Origin of the sequence: Paenibacillus sp. FSL R5-0923 (assembly GCF_038009145.1) — a bacterium.
Classification (GTDB): Bacteria; Bacillota; Bacilli; order Paenibacillales; family Paenibacillaceae; genus Paenibacillus_AQ.
Genome location: NZ_JBBPAT010000001.1, coordinates 3426052 through 3444041, shown reverse-complemented (window position 1 = coordinate 3444041; position 17990 = coordinate 3426052). Strand labels below are relative to the sequence as shown.

16 protein-coding genes and 1 pseudogene are annotated in these 17990 nt (G+C 40.8%); 1 reads left to right on the top strand and 16 read right to left on the bottom strand.

The annotated features are described in order from the left end of the window. Positions 1–262: 262 nt before the first annotated feature. Together MKX35_RS15390 and MKX35_RS15385 are read right to left on the bottom strand one after the other, a co-directional pair. Positions 263–901 carry a hypothetical protein gene (locus MKX35_RS15390; RefSeq protein WP_076286280.1) on the bottom strand — a complete coding sequence of 213 codons (639 nt, stop codon included), beginning with the start codon at positions 899–901 and terminating at the stop codon, positions 263–265. Positions 902–1235: 334 nt separating this feature from the next. Beyond that, positions 1236–2003: a nucleotidyltransferase domain-containing protein gene (locus MKX35_RS15385; RefSeq protein WP_341044312.1), complete on the bottom strand. Its 768-nt coding sequence runs from the start codon at positions 2001–2003 to the stop codon at positions 1236–1238. A 359-nt stretch (positions 2004–2362) separates the two neighbouring features. Here MKX35_RS15385 and MKX35_RS15380 point away from each other — a divergent pair. Next, positions 2363–3566: pseudogene (locus tag MKX35_RS15380) on the top strand (IS110 family transposase). 536 nt (positions 3567–4102) lie between these two features. On the opposite strand, the gene MKX35_RS15375 reads toward MKX35_RS15380, so the two are convergent. The 14 genes from MKX35_RS15375 to recA form a co-directional block, all read right to left on the bottom strand. Further along, entirely contained in the window at positions 4103–5431 is a 1329-nt protein-coding gene (locus tag MKX35_RS15375) for an SMI1/KNR4 family protein (RefSeq protein ID WP_076299220.1), read from the bottom strand. 19 nt (positions 5432–5450) lie between these two features. Then, on the bottom strand, positions 5451–5960 hold the full coding sequence (locus MKX35_RS15370) for an endonuclease V (protein ID WP_076299221.1): 510 nt from the start codon (positions 5958–5960) through the stop codon (positions 5451–5453). Positions 5961–6738: 778 nt separating this feature from the next. Then, positions 6739–7035: a hypothetical protein gene (locus tag MKX35_RS15365; RefSeq protein WP_341044309.1), complete on the bottom strand. Its 297-nt coding sequence runs from the start codon at positions 7033–7035 to the stop codon at positions 6739–6741. Between the two features lie 265 nt (positions 7036–7300). Next, positions 7301–7486, bottom strand: coding sequence for a hypothetical protein (locus MKX35_RS15360; protein ID WP_076299223.1), 186 nt, complete (start codon positions 7484–7486; stop codon positions 7301–7303). Between the two features lie 374 nt (positions 7487–7860). Then, entirely contained in the window at positions 7861–8136 is a 276-nt protein-coding gene (locus MKX35_RS15355) for a hypothetical protein (RefSeq protein ID WP_042189381.1), read from the bottom strand. A gap of 152 nt (positions 8137–8288) precedes the next feature. Beyond that, positions 8289–8636 carry a hypothetical protein gene (locus MKX35_RS15350; protein ID WP_076299224.1) on the bottom strand — a complete coding sequence of 116 codons (348 nt, stop codon included), beginning with the start codon at positions 8634–8636 and terminating at the stop codon, positions 8289–8291. Positions 8637–9246: 610 nt separating this feature from the next. After that, complete coding sequence (locus MKX35_RS15345) at positions 9247–10602, bottom strand: DEAD/DEAH box helicase (protein WP_076285444.1); 1356 nt, start codon at positions 10600–10602, stop codon at positions 9247–9249. A gap of 333 nt (positions 10603–10935) precedes the next feature. Continuing rightward, positions 10936–11508 (bottom strand): phosphate propanoyltransferase, encoded by a 573-nt coding sequence (gene pduL, locus MKX35_RS15340; RefSeq protein WP_042128797.1) that lies wholly within the window; start codon positions 11506–11508, stop codon positions 10936–10938. A 138-nt stretch (positions 11509–11646) separates the two neighbouring features. Then, entirely contained in the window at positions 11647–12612 is a 966-nt protein-coding gene (locus tag MKX35_RS15335) for a dipeptidase (RefSeq protein WP_076299225.1), read from the bottom strand. A 148-nt stretch (positions 12613–12760) separates the two neighbouring features. Next, entirely contained in the window at positions 12761–13021 is a 261-nt protein-coding gene (locus MKX35_RS15330; protein ID WP_019910496.1) for a stage V sporulation protein S, read from the bottom strand. A 200-nt stretch (positions 13022–13221) separates the two neighbouring features. Next, positions 13222–14016: a TIGR00282 family metallophosphoesterase gene (locus MKX35_RS15325; protein ID WP_042189389.1), complete on the bottom strand. Its 795-nt coding sequence runs from the start codon at positions 14014–14016 to the stop codon at positions 13222–13224. Positions 14017–14159: 143 nt separating this feature from the next. Beyond that, entirely contained in the window at positions 14160–15701 is a 1542-nt protein-coding gene (rny, locus tag MKX35_RS15320; RefSeq protein WP_042128807.1) for a ribonuclease Y, read from the bottom strand. 316 nt (positions 15702–16017) lie between these two features. Further along, on the bottom strand, positions 16018–16749 hold the full coding sequence (locus tag MKX35_RS15315) for a regulatory protein RecX (RefSeq protein WP_094870271.1): 732 nt from the start codon (positions 16747–16749) through the stop codon (positions 16018–16020). 165 nt (positions 16750–16914) lie between these two features. Continuing rightward, the gene (gene recA / locus MKX35_RS15310) at positions 16915–17982 is read right to left on the bottom strand and encodes a recombinase RecA (protein ID WP_042128809.1); all 1068 of its coding nucleotides are present in this window, start codon (positions 17980–17982) and stop codon (positions 16915–16917) included. Positions 17983–17990: the final 8 nt, after the last annotated feature.

The following is a 17990-nucleotide window of genomic DNA, read 5'->3' as shown; positions in this document are numbered from 1 at the left end:
ATATAATAATTGGACCAAGCCTTTCATCGTCTTTAGTTTTTAAGGTAACTGCAACAAATTTATCTTTTATCTGATTTGAACAATTATTTTTTTATCCAATTAGCATTTCGTTCATCCTCAATTCCAAACAGTACAACAGATGCTTGCCCCACTGGATTTAACTCTATTTTTCGCACTTCTTCTGTAAGGCTATTCCAAGCTATTTAACTTATTGATGACATTCTGAAGTCCCTATTTTGTTGACTTCTTGAAACAGAAAATTTCAAAGTACTACTCCTAGTTTTGAGAGAACCCGATCCATTTCATCAAAATGTTCTTTGTCGCTTGAAGCATAAATCAAATCAAAACTATCGTCATTATTCATCACCGTTATTATGCTGTCATCGTAATTCCCATAAAATTCGATGCCAATCCAATGCCGAAAGGAAATACCTTTGTTTTTAAAATTTTCACGAATAAAATCCAAATCGGTTTGTTCAATGGAATAGAACGATTCACAGCCGTATTCAAGAGCGAATACGGTTTGCAAATAGGCCATCGCCTGAAAAAAATCGGTCAATGTTTCAAATTCCATTTTCCATACCTTTTCATCGTAACTCATATAGACAGGGGGATTGGACCTGGATAAATCGTTCCTATGGATTCCCCAGACACAGGCACGCTGATTCTCGCAATAAAAAATTAAATATTCGCTATGCTTGAAGTATTGGAATTGCTCGGGCTTAATCAAACTATCTTGCGTATGGTTCAGCCGCTCGTCTTTACCGAGTTCCAAATAATAATCTATAAACACCTGGGGCAATTCACCAAAATTATTTTTAATGGTTTGTATCTCGTCATGACTAAACCCGTTTCGTTTCGTAATATGAAACAGCTTTTTAATCATTGTAAAATCAGTCATCCGCATCACACCTTATCCTTGTATAATTTGCTATCGATTGACTTAAGAATATTCCAAGTCAGTCTCCTTAACCATCAAGGGGGCATGTTATATATTTTACCATATCTTTACTCCACTAATCTGCCCGTTAGCGTAACGAAAGGCTGTCTAGCGACAGCCCCTCTCAGTGTTGAACTATAGTTCCCCGTTAGTTCAATAGTCTTATGTTTTAATTAGAGTCGCTGCTTATAGTTGTAAGGCTTGCCGAACACCTAATGCAGTGACGTCCCGACGGGCTTAGGGGGCTGGATGTGGTCACTCGCTTTTCAGAGTGACCCGGAGCGTCAATATGGTGTTAGCCGAAGGAAGTTCTGGAAGCAGCCATTGCATTTAAGGCGTTCTCAAAATAGCTATATACTTCATCTGCAATTCCCAGAAACTCTTCAACAAGTACATTACTATCCAAGTAACAAGCATACAGATAATCAACTAAAGCGGAGTCAATCTCACAATAGTTTAATATGGCATTCTTCATCTTAATAATGTCATCTTGCCATACACCTGTATCTTCTAAAACCAAAGAGTATAATGCACGAATTAATCTCTTAGAGTAACCTTTAATATATCTAGTTTTCATTGTGTTATCATTAGCATTAGAAAGTAAACTATGTATACGATCTACTTCCTCCTTGGTCTCTGTATTTAAGTCTAAAATGAACTCTGGAGAAATAATTATCGGTGGTACTTTTTCACCAACGTCATGACCATATATGCAAACACAAATTATCTTTACCCAAAAACCCCACTCATTTGGTTTACTTAATACATCGTCAATCGAGCAAATTATCGTATCAATCTTAGTTACTACTGGATATTCTTCCAAAAGCCTTTCTTTAATATTTGACAATCTTTCGTAATCAATATCTTTGGGATTTACACATACAATAGTAAAGTCTGCATCTGACTTAAAAGGTTTAGCAGTTCCTTTTGGAATCGAGCCACACATATAAATGCTATGAATCTTACCTTTATATTCGGTAAGTATATTTTCTATATACTTATCAACAAAATCCTTATATTCACTTTGTATTACAATTCTATTTATAACTTTTTCTAATATCATATAGACTCCTCCTAAACTAAGAACTTCTTTCGGCTAACGTCTTTTTTGCGAACTTCGTAAATTCGTCATGACTTAAGTTATTCGCGAAATCATTCAACTATCCTGCCCGTTCGTATTATAAAGTCAACCAGCTCTTTCTGGTTGATCCTTTTTTCATTAGCTTTAAGAATTAAGGTAGCCGGGTCGAACGTACCTGCCCGTGGGACTTGATCCCGAGAGCTATAATGTTCACCCCTACTTGTCATGACCATGATTGAGGCTGGTTGGGACGTGAGATCCCGTATAACAAGCGATGCTATGGAGCGACAAGAGGAAATCACAGGGGCTGCCGGTAAATCTAAATTAGGAAGGTGCATTGAATGAATCCAGTGATTGGTCTGGATATTTCTAAAGATGAAAGCCATGGACAGGCCTTTTTAGAGCGAGGTAAACCGTACAAAGGGACGTTTAAATTCGAACATACCCGAGAAGGACTGACAAAGCTACTTCAAGCTGTTCAGGATGTTCAACATGTTTCTGGACTACGTCCTATGCTACTTCTCGAAGCAACTGGGCATTACCAGAGTCCCGTTGTTCAGTTCTTAGAGGAGCATCATTATTTGTACATTGTTATTAATCCACTCATCTCAAATCGGCTTAGAAAGTCCAACCTTCGAAAGGTGAAGACGGATGCTGCTGATGCCTATCTGTTGGGAGAGTTGTACTACAAAGAAGAATTTGAGCCCTTTAAAAAAAGAGGTGTTCAACTGCTAAATCTGCGTTATCTAACGAGACAATATGAGTCTCTTTCAAAGATGTGTGTACAGACTAAACTACAGTTCCAAGCTGTTCTTGATCAAGTTTTCCCTACTTACAAAGGTGTTTTTGGGGCCATCTATTCTAGTGTCTCACTTCGTTTTTTAAATGAGTTTCCAACTTCATATTTGGCATTGCAATCGGATGAAGAAACACTAAATTCAAAAGTTAAAGAACTGCTTCCCTCGAGACGAGGGCGGTCAGAGAATTGGATCTGTGTGCGAGTTAAGCGTCTATTAAACGCGGCAAAACAAAATCCTTTTCAGCAGACTATGTAGTCACTTGGTTAACCTGAGAGTTTTGATTTCGCTCATTCTTCAGTACCAAGGGCATCTATCTCGATTGGAAGAGAACATAGATGCTCTCGCTGAAGAAATGGAAGAATATGATTTAATCCAGTCGATTCCCGGTATTGGTCCTAAAATTGCTGCAACAATTTTATCAGAAATTGGAGAAGTCGACCGTTTTGATCATCCAAAGAAACTAGTAGCCTTTGCAGGCATTGACCCGAGTGTATTTGCATCTGGAAAGTTTACGGCAACACGGAATCGAATTACCAAACGTGGTTCTCGGCAACTTCGTTATGCGCTAGTTATGGCCGTCCAGTGTGGACTCATCCGTTCTCGTAATCTGCGACTTAAAGATTTTTATGATCGCAAAAGAGCCGAAGGAAAGCCACATAAAGTAGCTTTAATAGCATGCGCCAATAAGCTGGTTCATTGGCTTTATGTCATCCTGAAAAGTAAAAAATCCTTCCGCACTGCCTAACTATTTTATATTGGTATAACCTTCCAAAACAAAGGGATTGGAGGGTTATTTGTCATGCTTATTTTTACTATACCACATGACTTAAGTTCATTTTACTGGTAATCTTGACAAGCTATTAGCTGGTATAGCGCAGCAAGGCTGCCAATCGTGCTGGCAGCCTTGTCATGGTTGAACTATCGTTTCCCGTTAGCATTCCTGTAGAGCGTTATCTATCGTCACTTATCAAGCTGACAAATTTCACGAATAAATGAGCCTTCGTGAGAAAACTTAATAGCTCTTTGGAAATCGGTACATATTCTTGACATTGTACATTGACAAGAATATGTACCGATAAAACAATAAAACCACGATTTACGCGGTAATTAATCGGCTTAAATTCTTGTCATTCGACAGAAAAATAAGGCCACGGTGTAAACCGTGACCTGCCTAAAACTAATTGGTTGTTGGTCTTGTACATATTAGACCCACTAACATTTATAGGATAAAGTTTGATTTATGGTCATGCATCCGCATTGTATGAATAATGAGTAATTAAATTATTCTTTGTCAAAATAATCATCTGGCAAATTTAATTTTTTCAAACAACCTGTAAATTTTTCTCTGAAATTAATATTGCTTTTATATTCCGGCCATGCAACCTTATAATGACACAATAACTTCTCATGAGGGATAACGCCCCAAAATAAAATAGTGTTTTTCACAACCTCCTTATCGCCACCCACTAACATCTGTTCAATGATTTCCCAACTTTCCGATTTGTCATTGCAATTGCGTGTGGCATAGATTGCGGCAGATTGAATATTCGAGTCGGTGTGGCACAAAAAGGACGCAAAGTTCTGAAGTGTAATCGCGCCGGAAGATTCCAAAACATACCCCGCATGACGTAACGTTTCCGAATCGTGAACCCTGTCAAGACTTTGCAATATCACTTTTATAAATTCCGCTAAATCAAAAGATTTACCGTACCAATTCAGAATCATTAAAGCTTGTAAAAAATCTTCATTTCTTTCAGAATACAACAGCTCCAGAAGATAGTCTCTTCCCGCATCAAAAGAGGTTTTGCAGATTAGCTGAATGGCTGTGGTGCGATCATTTTGTCTTTGCTCAGCAACGCTCCTTAAAAAATCAATGGTTGGCTGCGAGATTTTCTTAAACTTGAACATTCCATCAAGCGCTTTTGATTTGATTTCTTCGTTTGGGGCGTTTTGATAAACCTGTATCAACGCATTTTCATCGCCCGGCATTCTACTGCCAAACCACGCGATATCATAATCCAGAATAATTTCGTCCAGCCAGCGCTCATACCAGTCCAGAAAGTTGTCTTCATAGACAAAGAAAAAGGGATGATCAGGATAAAAAACTGCAGTGTAAATGATTTTCCCCCTGTGTTTCCCTTCAAGTACGAGATACATATCGTATTCACAGCCTTGTGTGCCAATGCACAACATGCCGCCCATCACCCTATCACGGGCGGCGTCGTATTCCGGGTCGGAGATGTCTTCATCACTGATCAGTGGCTCGATCAGATGGTTCCATTTTTCTTTTGTCATTCTCGGGTGTAGAACGCATTTTGTAGTGAATGCATTTCTTTCGGTATAGGAAGTTGCTTTTTCAATCGAATAAATCCCGTAATAAGGCCCGGCACCTCCATTTCCGACTTTCGTTAAAAACTGGGCATAAGGCTCCGGAAGTGTGACTTGATTCTTTGCTTGCCAGTCCGCAAGCTCTTTTGCTGTAAGCACTTCATAAACCTTGTATTTATGTGAAGATGCTCCAAACACCAAAAAAGCCGTATCTTTGCGCATGGCCTTTTCGAGTTTGTTTTTTATTCGATCAAGTTGTGTTTCTTTCTTCCAAAACAACATATTGAATCCCCCCTGTTGATTATAGCCGGGCTTCCTTCGTTTGCTTATCCAGCAATTTCAGCAGATGCGGAAATCGGTATTCTCCGTACATACTCTGTATGTGCTCGGCAGCGACTGCTAGCTCCATGCCGACAGAGGTTATATACAAAGGCTTGGAGCTGTTGCCTCGGTAAAGCTTTTTGACAAAGGCTTCGTTGTCGTGAAAGGCATTTTTTGCAACACCGATCACTGGAATTCCCCCTGAAAAATTTGTGTAAACATAATGTCCGAGCCCGGGCTTTTTCTCATTGTTTAAGTACACATAGCCATCCACAACAATGGTATGTATTTGATTTATGTCAGTAAGTTTCAACAGTTCCTGTATGCAAGGGAGCTCTCGTTTATAGAAAAAACCCGTTTCGTATTTGTGAGGGTTTTCCGTATAAGACATGATGACTTCGAGTGGTTTAGAATCTTCCCAACATTGAAAAATAACCCCCACTGATTTCGCTTTATTTTCCTCATAATACACATCGACAGCGATGATCATTGATAGCGATTCCTTCCTTTAAGCTCATTTTAAGCTATAGATTATAGCCAATATATCACATTTTGCCGTGCAGGATGATCTATAGATTATCCCAATACCACCACTCCACCAATCTAACCTATCAAGGGGCGGGTAGTATTTATTCTGCCGCAGGCGCAGCACAGAAAAAATCTCCACCCTAAAACCCTTGACAGGCTGGATTTTTGACGTGCCATTTCGCCGCCGACAACGGGGAACAGGATTTTATCCTGCCCCCGGCCTCCTCCAAAGAATAGGATAGGGTGTAAATGATTGAATCTAAATGTACAGTTTCGCTTGGATAAGATTGTACAAAACGCTTGAATAATAACAGAGAATTAAGAATCTTTGGCTCTAACTAACGCCTTCCGCTCTCGCTTCAGTTGTTGGCATATATAGAGTTGGAATGGTTTTGTTTCACAAACCATTCACTTCTATACATGTAATATTCACAGAAAACTATGTACAAGAAGCTCAACGCATATAATCCTAGAAAAGCGCTTAGCAGCTGTTTTTAAGGATTATACCAATCATTTTAGAACATTCTTACACAAGCAAATATGTACATCCTTATATCAGCATTTACAAACTATCCTCCGTTAACTTAACGAAGAAAGGAGCAGCTGCCGTAACAAACTGCTCCTTATTTGTTGAACTATCGTTTCCCGTAAGCTTAGCGACCTTTAACGTTAAGCAGTATGTGCCCGTTAATATAATGAAGATACAGATTTAACTAGCAACCTCGGATAATTTGTGGACCTTAAACGTACTCTGTCTCTTCTCGGCCTTCTGTACGCTCGTAACGGATCCAGCTCATCTCTTGGATACCGAGCAACTCCTTAAACTTCTCTACTGCAACGAACTCCCCCACATCGAACGCGAGATTACCAGCAAATAGTTCTTCAATGGATTTTATCTTCTCTTCCTTCAGTTCGAAAACCCTAAAGGCCTCGGCACGAGGATTTTGTTTCATGTATCCATCCAAAACTGAGGCATCAGCTTCCTCATATTCATCCAGCAGTTCTTCGATTTCACCGGCCATTAATTCATACAACACCTGAGCTTTTTAAGGTGTTTTTCATTACTCGAGAGATCCCCGTAAAATTCCTTCATTAACGTAACCTGCCAGTTAGCGGGGAAAAGGCAGCTGATAACAATGGTTGCCTTTTCCTGATGGTGTATTGAGGTATAGTTTCAATATACCTATCGGTTTTACCTACATTTGCTACAATTACTGTACACGACAAATCGCAATCATCTGGGCACATTAGAACTGGCAAAACAACCTCTTTACTTGCTGAATTGAACCTTCCTTTAATACATTATTTCTCTTTCGAGTCGCAGACCCAATCAATAATTGTTGGGATCATTCCCAGAAGGTTATTTGAAGGATAATACTTGTGAAGCAATATATCCAGAGGAGTACCATCAATAACGATAGTGTGATGTTCAACTTTACAGTACTCACTCTTCATCGGTTCGACTTCAATTTTATTCAACAGTCCCATTGATTAGACACCTCACTTTAAGCAATTAGCACACCTATATCGTATCTCGATTTACTCCGTTATCCTGCCCGCTCAATGAAACAGGGGAGCAGCTGCCGCGGTGGCAAACTGCTCCCAGGATCTCTAGACTAACGTGTCCCGTTAGTTCAAGAAGAATCGTAAACATTTCACTATTCCTTTACTTCGGTTAATTTCAATAAAACGCCCTTTTAACTAACCTGCCCATTAGCTTAAAGCCATTACCGCAAAGGTACCATCGACAGCAATATTACTACTCCTGTTTAATTTTTGATAATATATCATAAAAAAGACTATCGAATGGACTTGTCGATAGTCTTTTTTGGGCTATTATTTGAATGGACGCATTGTTGCAGCTATTCCTTTAGGGCATCCACATATTGCTTCGCTTCTAATAGTGACAAACCAAGCACTTCTCTCGCTTTTTTAACAGCTGCTACTTCCTTGCCGTTACGTACGAGCTGGAGAACCTCATTTTGAACAAGATGTGGGGGCAGACCTTCAGACTTGGCAATTTGGTCAACGTTTACCTGCATTGTTTTGATACGAGCTTCCATGGCACTTACTTTGTTATACACAGTTAAACATACAACTAAGGACACAAGTGATATCGTAATTGATAGGTATTCCATTTGCGACACTCCCTTCTATCTCTTCTTTTATTCTAAATGAAGATGTCTGGTTAAACAAATTGATGTCGTGTCCTATTGAACTAACCTGCCCGTTAGCTTAATAACGCAGTGTCAGTCTAATACTTTATTTGCCGAGTCTAACACTTTATTTTTCAGTCTAGAACTCTATTTTCATTTGACACTTCTCTCTCACATTTAATTTTCTCGCAGTCTTCAATAATGAACTGAATCTCTTCCGCTGTAAGCTTAGCTTTTTTCGAAGAAAAATCCTTTTTTAAATTGTTGTAGACTTTCTTATTATTTTTGAGCAATTTGAACTCATATCCCATACTACTAACATAAAAATGTTTTGGCTCATGACTATCAATTCCATAACCCGAAACTTTAAGTATAGTTAGATATTCTAAAGTTTTATTTTCTATGTATGCAGCAGTGGACCTATGATGTCCGTCAATTAATGTACTCATAAAACCTTCATAAAAATATGCGAGCCCAGTCATGATCTCCCCATTTTTAATTTGCTCCCTATATTCATAACTCTTTCAATGTTTAAACAATCGATTCGTTGAGAAGCTAAAAGGAATTTTGGAATCACCGTGCTTGAATGGTACTTGTAAAAAACATCAGCTGACGCATTATACGTTCTCCTCTTAGTAAATAAGTTCAAAAAAAACTCTCCTTCTCCGTTAGTTGGTATCATTTCTATATAAGACATCAGGTAATAACCATTTTCTAGAATACTCAGTAGAGGTTTAACCTTTTCAAATGCAGTACTAAGGTCATTCCCTACCTCTTGTGAATCTTTAACTTCATCAATCGCTCACCAGAGTTATCCACCCCAAATTTAGTTATTAACTATCCACTCCCATTATTTACTCGAAGTAACAAAGCATCCTTGTCCCATGAGTTAAAAATACTCGGAATGATTTCTTCGCATACGATCGAATTAGGTGCCTTAAATATCTTCTTCATAACTTCCACCCCACCCTAATATTACAAAAACTATACCCTATCTTGAATTCCCCTTATCATCAACTAACAAAAAAACCATCAGATTTCTCTGACGGTTTTGAGGTCTTACTATAAAAAACGTACAGCGTTCAAAGTAACTTATCTGCTGCTCGTTTGTCTTCCTTTAGTGAACCACTCGGACTTTGGCTTAAGTGGAGGGTTAGACTTAGGCTTTGCTTTGGCAGGTTTAGATGCCGCTGGTTTTGCCCCCGCTGGTTTAGCTGTTGAAGGTCTGGAGGTCGATGGTTTTGAAGAAGCAGATCTCGAACCTGACGGTTTCGAAGATCGTTCTGTCTTCATTTGCGTTTTACGAGACATCGGATACGGATGATCCTTCACTTCTGGAATCGATTTTCCGATCAATTTTTCAATATCCCTAAGGAACGGAAGCTCTTCAGATTCGCAAAAAGATATTGCCGTTCCGCTTAACCCAGCTCTACCCGTACGACCGATCCGGTGCACATAGGTTTCTGGAATATTCGGCAAGTTGAAGTTGATTACATGAGACAGCTCATCAATATCAATTCCTCGCGCGGCGATATCCGTAGCTACAAGAACGCGGGTTGCACCACTTTTAAAATTCCGCAATGCATTCTGACGATCATTCTGCGATTTATTGCCGTGAATGGCTTGTGCAGAAATGTTCACTTTCGCTAGATCGCGTGTAACACGGTCCGCACCACGTTTTGTACGAGTAAACACCAGAGCAGAAATGATTGATTTATCCTGTAACAAAAGATTCAATTGATTCTGCTTATTTCCATTCTCTAATAAATAGATCGATTGATCGATTCTATCCGCAGTAGATGACACGGGTGTGATTTCTACTTTTACTGGATTCACAAGCAAGGTTTTGATCAATTTGGAGATCTCAGTAGGCATCGTTGCCGAGAAGAACAGTGTTTGTTTCTTCGTTGGCATTTTGGCGATAATTCGCTTCACATCATGGATGAAACCCATATCTAGCATGCGGTCAGCCTCATCCAAGACAAGAATTTGGACATACTGTAAATCCACACGTTTTTGATTGATCAGGTCGATAAGTCTTCCTGGTGTAGCAATTAAGATATCAGCACCTTGATTCAGGGCACGCTCTTGTACTTTCTGTGATACACCGCCAACGATGGCAGCAGAGCGGATATCTGTGTATTGGCTATACGCTTTTATGTTATCAGCAATTTGAATCGCAAGTTCTCTTGTCGGTGTTAAGATCAGCGAGCGAATGCGTCGCACATTGCTTGATTTATTGGGACTTGTTTGTTCGCTTAATAATTGAATAATAGGTACAGAAAATGCAGCTGTCTTTCCTGTTCCCGTTTGAGCACATCCAAGTAAATCTCTACCTGCTAATACAGCTGGGATCGATTGCTCCTGTATAGGTGTAGGTGATGTATAGTTTTCTTTGGTTAAAGCCTTTAAAATCGCAGGCATAATATTCAGTTCGTTAAATGTCATTGGGTCTCCTTAATTTCTAATACATATATTCTTAACATTAAAACCATTTGTCACGTCATAAACAATAATCATAACACAATTAGTCACATAATAATAGATATTCTTTATCATCACACCAATTTTCATTAAAAATCCATTTCAGGATACCAGTACAATTAATAGCTAATAAGAACTATGCAGTCCGATACCTTAGCAAAACACATCAAAATACCGAAATAGCTGCTATACAGTTCGAAAAATGTTTAAGTATGCGTAACAGCCAAATAACGTTTCCCAACACACAACAAAAAAAGCGAAGGATTTCTCCCCCGCTTCTTATCATTCGTATGAAGACTAGTCTACGATTTCAGCAGTGTCGCCATTGTTGGCACCAGCAGCATTAGCTTCGTCAGTATCAATATGCATATCAAGTTTGAAGCTGTCGGATACACGAGCAATTACGTTCTCCAATACGAGACCGCGGTCGCCACCGAGACGGACTTTAAGCAATTGCTTATCCGCAATGCCCCAAGCTTCAGCTTCAGAAGTGTGGAAGTGAATGTGACGAGCTGCGATGATAACGCCTTGTTCTAATTCTACTTCACCAGCAGGTCCTTTAAGCGTAATGCCAGGTGTTCCTTCAATATTTCCAGATTCGCGAACTGGAGCTTTCACGCCAAGTGCGAAGGAGTCAGTACGGGAAATTTCTAATTGGGAAGCCGGACGAGCAGGTCCCAAAATTCTTACCTTGTCAAATTTACCTTTGCTACCGATAACTGCTACTTGTTCATTTGCTGCAAATTGTCCTGGTTGGGAAAGTGGTTTGAACTCAGTTAATTGATATCCTGGGCCAAACAGAGCCTCCACGTGCTCTTGCGTAAGGTGAATATGTCTAGCCGACACACCTACGGGTACAGTCTTACTCATTGTAAAGTCACTCCTTGTATTTTCTCTAGTATCTGTACAAGCCATTAACCATTATACATCTTCTTACCCAAAAATAAAAAGGGCTGCATCATAACGAAGCCCCTTTTTTCGACAATTTATGTTTTTTGCACAAGATTGTCATGGTTTAGACACCTGAGAGGGTAAATTTGCGCTTAAAAAAGAGGCCGCATTCTCATACATCCAGCCTTTCACAGTATCCTCTGGATAATAACGGAGCAGCTGCTCTATAAGATCAGGGTATTTTCCCGGATGCTCCAACTTCTCTACCCAAGTATCAATGCCGTCAAAATCCGAGCCAAACATCATATGCTTCTCACCGCCGAGATTACATACATGTTCAATGTGCTTTAACAAATCATCCATGCGAGCCTTCCCATCATCACGTACGAACCACGGATAAAAGGTCAAGCCCATTCTTCCATCCATTGCAATCAAAGCTTTAATCTGTTCATCATTTAAATTTCTAACATGCCCACATATAGCTGAGGCATTCGAATGGGAAGCAATAAACGGACGATTGCTTAAATCAGCCAACTCCCAGAACCCCGTTTGTGACAAATGCGACACATCAAGCAGCATTCCACTTTCGTTGCACCATTCTATCAGCTTTCTCCCTTTTTCCGTAAATCCACCATTACGTTGCTCTAGCACACCATCTGCTGCCCAGTTCGCATAATTCCAAGTCACACCAAGAAACCGTACTCCAAGTTCGAAACAGAGCTGAGCATAGAACAAGTTCCCTTCTAAGCCGTCTACGCCCTCCAGAGAGAGCATTGCTTGTGGAGGTGCTCCTACTAATCGATTCCCTACTTGCTCCTTCCACTGTAACCACTGAAGCCCATCTGTGTTCACTATCTTTTGCCTAAAGAGATCAATTTGCCCTAGAACATGTTCAAAGCTTGGTTTTCCTCTGTTAGTTGAAAGAAATATTGCAAAACATTGCAACTCCACTCCGCCAGAAGCCAGCCGCTCTGCAGTAACATCTAATCGAGGATCATTGTCAAAATTTATATCCGGCGAGGCTTGCATTTTGCTTAGCACATCACAATGGAAATCCGCTACTTTAAACTTATCAGCCCTCATTTTACAACCCCACTTTCTCACAGTCCCAGCCGTTCGTTTCATTTCCAAATGCCTATTTCAGATACTATGCAAAAAAACACCAGACTATAAATCAAAAGCAAAAAACCTGTTTACAAAAGTAAACAGGTTCAATCATTCTATAGGTCTATTATCTGGGTTCAACAATCAGTTTAATCGCGGTTCGATCTTCCCCATCAATCACTATATCAGTGAACGCAGGAATGCAGATCAAATCTACTCCGCTTGGTGCAACAAATCCCCGGGCAATGGCAACTGCTTTGACTGCTTGATTCAGTGCTCCAGCTCCAATAGCTTGTAACTCGGCCGATCCACGTTCACGAAGAACACCCGCTAATGCGCCGGCGACGGAATTTGGATTGGATTTAGCTGATACTTTTAATACATCCATAGTAAGTACCTCCCCTGGGAAAATAATGGTGTTCTTCCACTACTTTAGATGTTATTCGCGAGAGAAGAAATAATTCCTTCTTTTTACGGACCACGTCTTCCAAAAACGGTATTAAAGATACTCTTTTATGATATTAAAAATATCACACTTTACCCTAACTCAGCGAAATTACCCGGATTAAACCATACTCTGTTCTACGTTTAGCTCATAACCCATTCATCTTCACGTAACCGTATCTTCTCCAGACGAGTCGCCGCACCAGTATTTTCATCTAATTCTGCAAATAAACCGTGAAGCTGCCACTTGCCTTCATCGACAACAAATCGTGCTGGAAGCTGAGTTGTGAACTTATAAAGTACTGCATCTCTTTCCATACCCAGAATTCCTTCGCTTGAACCAACCATTCCCGCATCGGTCAAATAAGCAGTTCCTCCTGGTAAAATCACATCATCATTTGTCTGAACATGAGTATGTGTCCCAACAACAATCGATGCGCGACCATCCATAAAATATCCCATGGCGATTTTCTCAGAGGTTACCTCTGCATGGAAATCGACTAAAATACATTTGTGATCTCTGCGAAGCTCTTCCACAATTTCTTCCCCGACACGGAAAGGACAATCGATAGCAGGTAAGAAAGTCCGGCCTTGCAAATTTACTATTGCCAGTTCTTTACCGTTCCCTTTAACGACTGTATAACCTCTTCCCGGGGTTCCTGGCGGAAAATTAGCGGGACGAATAATCCGAGCCTCATCATCGATGAACTCAAAAATATCTTTGTTGTCCCATGTGTGGTTTCCCATAGTTATACCGTGAACGCCCCAGTTAAAAAACTCATTAGCGATCGCCTTGGTGATCCCTCTACCGGCAGCAGAATTTTCACCATTAACAATAATGATATGTGGCTGATATTTACTTTTTAGTGAGGGCAACATCTCACGAAGAGCCTTTCTGCCAACATTTCCAACGATATCTCCAATAAATAGTACTTTAATGATTCTCTCCTCCTAATCTTAACCGCTATAACTAAATGGATAAGACCTCATATTCAAAAGAAAAAAGGCCCCGCTTAGGGGCCAATTCTCAACAAATATAAGAAAGTATAAGTTACATCTTATCCCTTAACCTTATATTCCACCTATTTAGCGTATTCAACAGCCCGTGTCTCACGAATAACGGTAACTTTGATATGTCCTGGATAATCCAGTTCACTTTCAATCATTTTCGTAATATCGCGAGCAAGACGGAATGCCTCTGCATCGTCAATCTTCTCTGGCTGTACCATCACGCGTACCTCACGGCCCGCCTGAATAGCAAATGATTTCTCAACGCCTTCGAATGACTCTGAGATTTCTTCCAGTTTTTCTAGACGTTTAATATACGTTTCCAGTGTTTCACGGCGAGCGCCAGGTCTTGCTGCTGACAATGCATCAGCTGCACCAACCAACATAGCAATAACCGAGGTAGCTTCGCAATCTCCATGATGAGACGCGATACTGTTGATAACAACCGGATGTTCCTTATATTTCTTCGCTAGTTCAACGCCGATCTCAACATGCGATCCTTCTACTTCATGATCCAGCGCTTTGCCGATATCATGGAGCAATCCTGCACGTTTTGCAAGCACGATGTCTTCCCCAAGCTCACCGGCCATCAGTCCAGTTAAATAAGCAACCTCCATGGAGTGCTTCAATACATTTTGACCATAGCTTGTACGGAATTTCAGACGACCCAGAATCTTGATCAAATCTGGATGCAATCCGTGAACACCCACTTCGAAAGTAGCTTGTTCACCATATTCGCGAATTCGTTCGTCCACTTCTTTGCGGGATTTCTCCACCATCTCTTCAATTCGAGCGGGATGGATACGTCCATCTGCCACAAGCTTCTCAAGTGCCGTACGGGCCACTTCACGGCGGATCGGATCAAATCCCGACAAAATAACTGCTTCCGGCGTATCATCAATAATGAGGTCGATACCTGTAAGAGTTTCGAGTGCACGAATATTACGGCCTTCACGACCGATAATCCGCCCCTTCATCTCTTCGTTCGGCAGGGTAACAACTGAAACTGTTGTCTCCGCTACGTGATCAGCTGCACAGCGTTGGATAGCGAGTGTGATGATTTCGCGGGATTTCTTATCCGCTTCCTCTTTCGCCTGCTGTTCAATCTCTTTGATCATTTGAGCCGTTTCATGGCGAACTTCTTGCTCAACATTGCTAAGAATAATACTTCTTGCATCTTCGATGCTTAAATTGGAAATTCTCTCCAATTCAGTGACTTGGTTTTTGTAAATAACATCAATTTGCTGTTGGGTTTCATCAATTCGTTTCTCTTTGTTAGCTACTTGTTCTTCTTTTCTTTCAAGCGATTCCATTTTTTTATCCAGAGATTCTTCCTTTTGCAGCAAACGTCTCTCTTGCCGTTGGATTTCATTCCGACGTTCACGAGTTTCTTTCTCAGCTTCAGTACGGATTCTATGGACTTCGTCCTTAGCTTCCAATACTGTTTCTTTCTTCAGCGCCTCTGCGTCTTTCTTCGCGTTCTCCACGATGACTACGGCTTCTCTTTCTGCGCTTTGAATTTTAGCTTCTGCAAGGGATTTACGAATAAAATAACCGAACCCAAAGAATAATGCAGCTACAACGAGAACGATAATGACCCAGATCCATGCTTGCATCTGTTCACCTCCTCGTTGGTTCCTCTCCAAGGTATATCCCTGGGAATTGTGCAGTTGTTAAACTATCCGTTCATCACCATACAAAAAACCGGTAAATAACCGATTGCCATACTGCACATGCTGCACATGCACACTGCCCGCCTTATCCGGCGATTACATTTCATATGAGTTGTACGCGAACCGTTTTAAAAAGTCACCTTTTTGGGAAGGAAAAAGGATTCTTACTTTATGCCGATTCATGTTATATTTTATTATTTATAAAAAGACATTGTCAAGAGAGTCGATATGCGCATTAATGTCAAGAGAATCAGTGAGTCTAGTAAAATTCCTCATCTTCACCCTCATAATTGTCTTCCTCAAGTAAAGTATTGATCACTTGTCGCACCATATCACCCGAGAATCCACGCCGCATTAAGAAGGCTCCAGTCTTTCTGCGCTTATCTGTGGCTTCACCACGAATAAGATTCCATTTCTTACGACCAATCTGAAGTGCACTCTCTAGTTCTTGTTCAGGACTGACATTCTCCAGTGCTTCCGAGATCAAGGTTTTGTCGATTCCTTTCTCACGTAGCTCTTGGCGAATCCACATTTTCCCTTTTCGCTGGTTCGTAATGCGTTGCTCCGCCCATTGCTTTGCATACAAGGGGTCATCAAGAAATCTTTCCTGCTGTAGCCGTTGCACCACTTCCGCAATAATAGTCTCCCCTATTTCCTTCTGCCGTAAACGGCGAGTCATTTCCATAGCGGTACGTGGCTTCCGTTCTAGATAACGAAGTCCTTCTACATAAGCTCGTTGTCGCTCATCAGCAACAACAATTTCCTCCAAATCGGCTTTCATAAAAGAATTTCCAGTAATCATCCGATATTTAATCATGACGTCTTCGTGTACAGTCATGTTATAGGCTCCGAAATGTATGATGTAGCGGTGGTCCGACTTCTTCTGACGTTCTACCTTAGTAATTTCTAAAAGTTCTCCATCAGGAAAATCAGATAGGACCTGTACGTCCTGCTCATCCGATTCAAAATCCATATCCAGCTGTATTACCATAGTTGCTTGTCACCTCATAGCAATAAAATATCCCCACAAAGTGCGGCTTAACTTCGGTGCGTACTCAGGTACTTTGAGGGGACCCCAAATATATATGTTCTTACACTGTTAAGAAAAGACACCCTGCAACAATGAATCACAGGGCGTCCTATTCCTTAGTAAATTCTATTGTTCAATTTCGAGAAGTAGCTTTTCTTCTTCCTCTTGCTCTGCAATGATTTCCGCTTCATTTGGTGCAGCAACAATAGTGGACAGGTTACTTGCTTCACGGATCTTGTTCTCAATGATAAGTGCAATATCTTGATGTTCTTTCAAGAACTGTTTGGCATTCTCACGTCCTTGACCGAGACGCTCACCCTCATAGGAATACCATGCACCACTCTTATTCACGATGTCCATTTCAGTACCGATGTCTACAAGACTTCCTTCTCTGGAAATCCCTTCACCATACATGATATCAACATCAGCTTGTTTAAATGGAGGTGCTACCTTATTCTTCACAATCTTGATCTTGGTTCGGTTACCTACAACGTCGTTACCCATCTTAATACTTTCGACACGGCGAACATCCAACCGTACGGAAGAGTAGAATTTCAACGCCCGACCACCCGGTGTTGTCTCAGGGTTACCGAACATAACACCAATTTTCTCACGAAGCTGGTTAATAAAGATAGCAATTGTATTCGATTTACTAATGGCACCAGATAGCTTCCGAAGCGCTTGAGACATCAAACGAGCCTGAAGGCCGACGTGAGAGTCACCCATATCACCTTCGATTTCCGCTTTAGGAACCAACGCAGCTACGGAGTCAACGACAATAATGTCTACTGCACCACTACGGACAAGTGCTTCAGCAATCTCAAGTGCCTGTTCACCCGTATCTGGCTGAGATAGCAACAATTCATCAATGTTTACGCCCAAGTTACGTGCATACTTCGGATCGAGCGCATGCTCAGCATCGATAAATGCAGCTTGTCCTCCTTGTTTTTGCACTTCTGCAATAGCATGAAGAGCAACAGTCGTTTTACCGGAGGATTCAGGTCCGTATACTTCAATAATACGTCCCTTTGGAAGTCCGCCTATACCTAACGCAATATCAAGTGCCAAAGATCCGCTAGGTACAACTTCCACTTGCATATGAGTGGATTCTCCCAGTTTCATGATCGAACCTTTACCAAATTGTTTTTCTATTTGACGAAGCGCCATATCAAGCGCTGCACGACGATCTGACAATCAGACCA

Excerpts from the sequence above, each read along its gene's own strand:
- MKX35_RS15390 (WP_076286280.1), bottom strand. The coding sequence starts at position 901 with ATGACTGATTTTACAATGATTAAAAAGCTGTTTCATATTACGAAACGA.
- MKX35_RS15385 (WP_341044312.1), bottom strand. The coding sequence starts at position 2,003 with ATGATATTAGAAAAAGTTATAAATAGAATTGTAATACAAAGTGAATAT.
- MKX35_RS15330 (WP_019910496.1), bottom strand. The coding sequence starts at position 13,021 with ATGGATGTATTAAAAGTATCAGCTAAATCCAATCCAAATTCCGTCGCC.
- MKX35_RS15355 (WP_042189381.1), bottom strand. The coding sequence starts at position 8,136 with ATGGAATACCTATCAATTACGATATCACTTGTGTCCTTAGTTGTATGT.
- MKX35_RS15370 (WP_076299221.1), bottom strand. The coding sequence starts at position 5,960 with ATGATCATCGCTGTCGATGTGTATTATGAGGAAAATAAAGCGAAATCA.
- MKX35_RS15375 (WP_076299220.1), bottom strand. The coding sequence starts at position 5,431 with ATGTTGTTTTGGAAGAAAGAAACACAACTTGATCGAATAAAAAACAAA.
- pduL (WP_042128797.1), bottom strand. The coding sequence starts at position 11,508 with ATGAGTAAGACTGTACCCGTAGGTGTGTCGGCTAGACATATTCACCTT.
- MKX35_RS15315 (WP_094870271.1), bottom strand. The coding sequence starts at position 16,749 with ATGGTAATACAGCTGGATATGGATTTTGAATCGGATGAGCAGGACGTA.
- MKX35_RS15360 (WP_076299223.1), bottom strand. The coding sequence starts at position 7,486 with ATGGGACTGTTGAATAAAATTGAAGTCGAACCGATGAAGAGTGAGTAC.
- MKX35_RS15350 (WP_076299224.1), bottom strand. The coding sequence starts at position 8,636 with ATGACTGGGCTCGCATATTTTTATGAAGGTTTTATGAGTACATTAATT.
- rny (WP_042128807.1), bottom strand. The coding sequence starts at position 15,701 with ATGCAAGCATGGATCTGGGTCATTATCGTTCTCGTTGTAGCTGCATTA.
- MKX35_RS15335 (WP_076299225.1), bottom strand. The coding sequence starts at position 12,612 with ATGAGGGCTGATAAGTTTAAAGTAGCGGATTTCCATTGTGATGTGCTA.
- MKX35_RS15345 (WP_076285444.1), bottom strand. The coding sequence starts at position 10,602 with ATGACATTTAACGAACTGAATATTATGCCTGCGATTTTAAAGGCTTTA.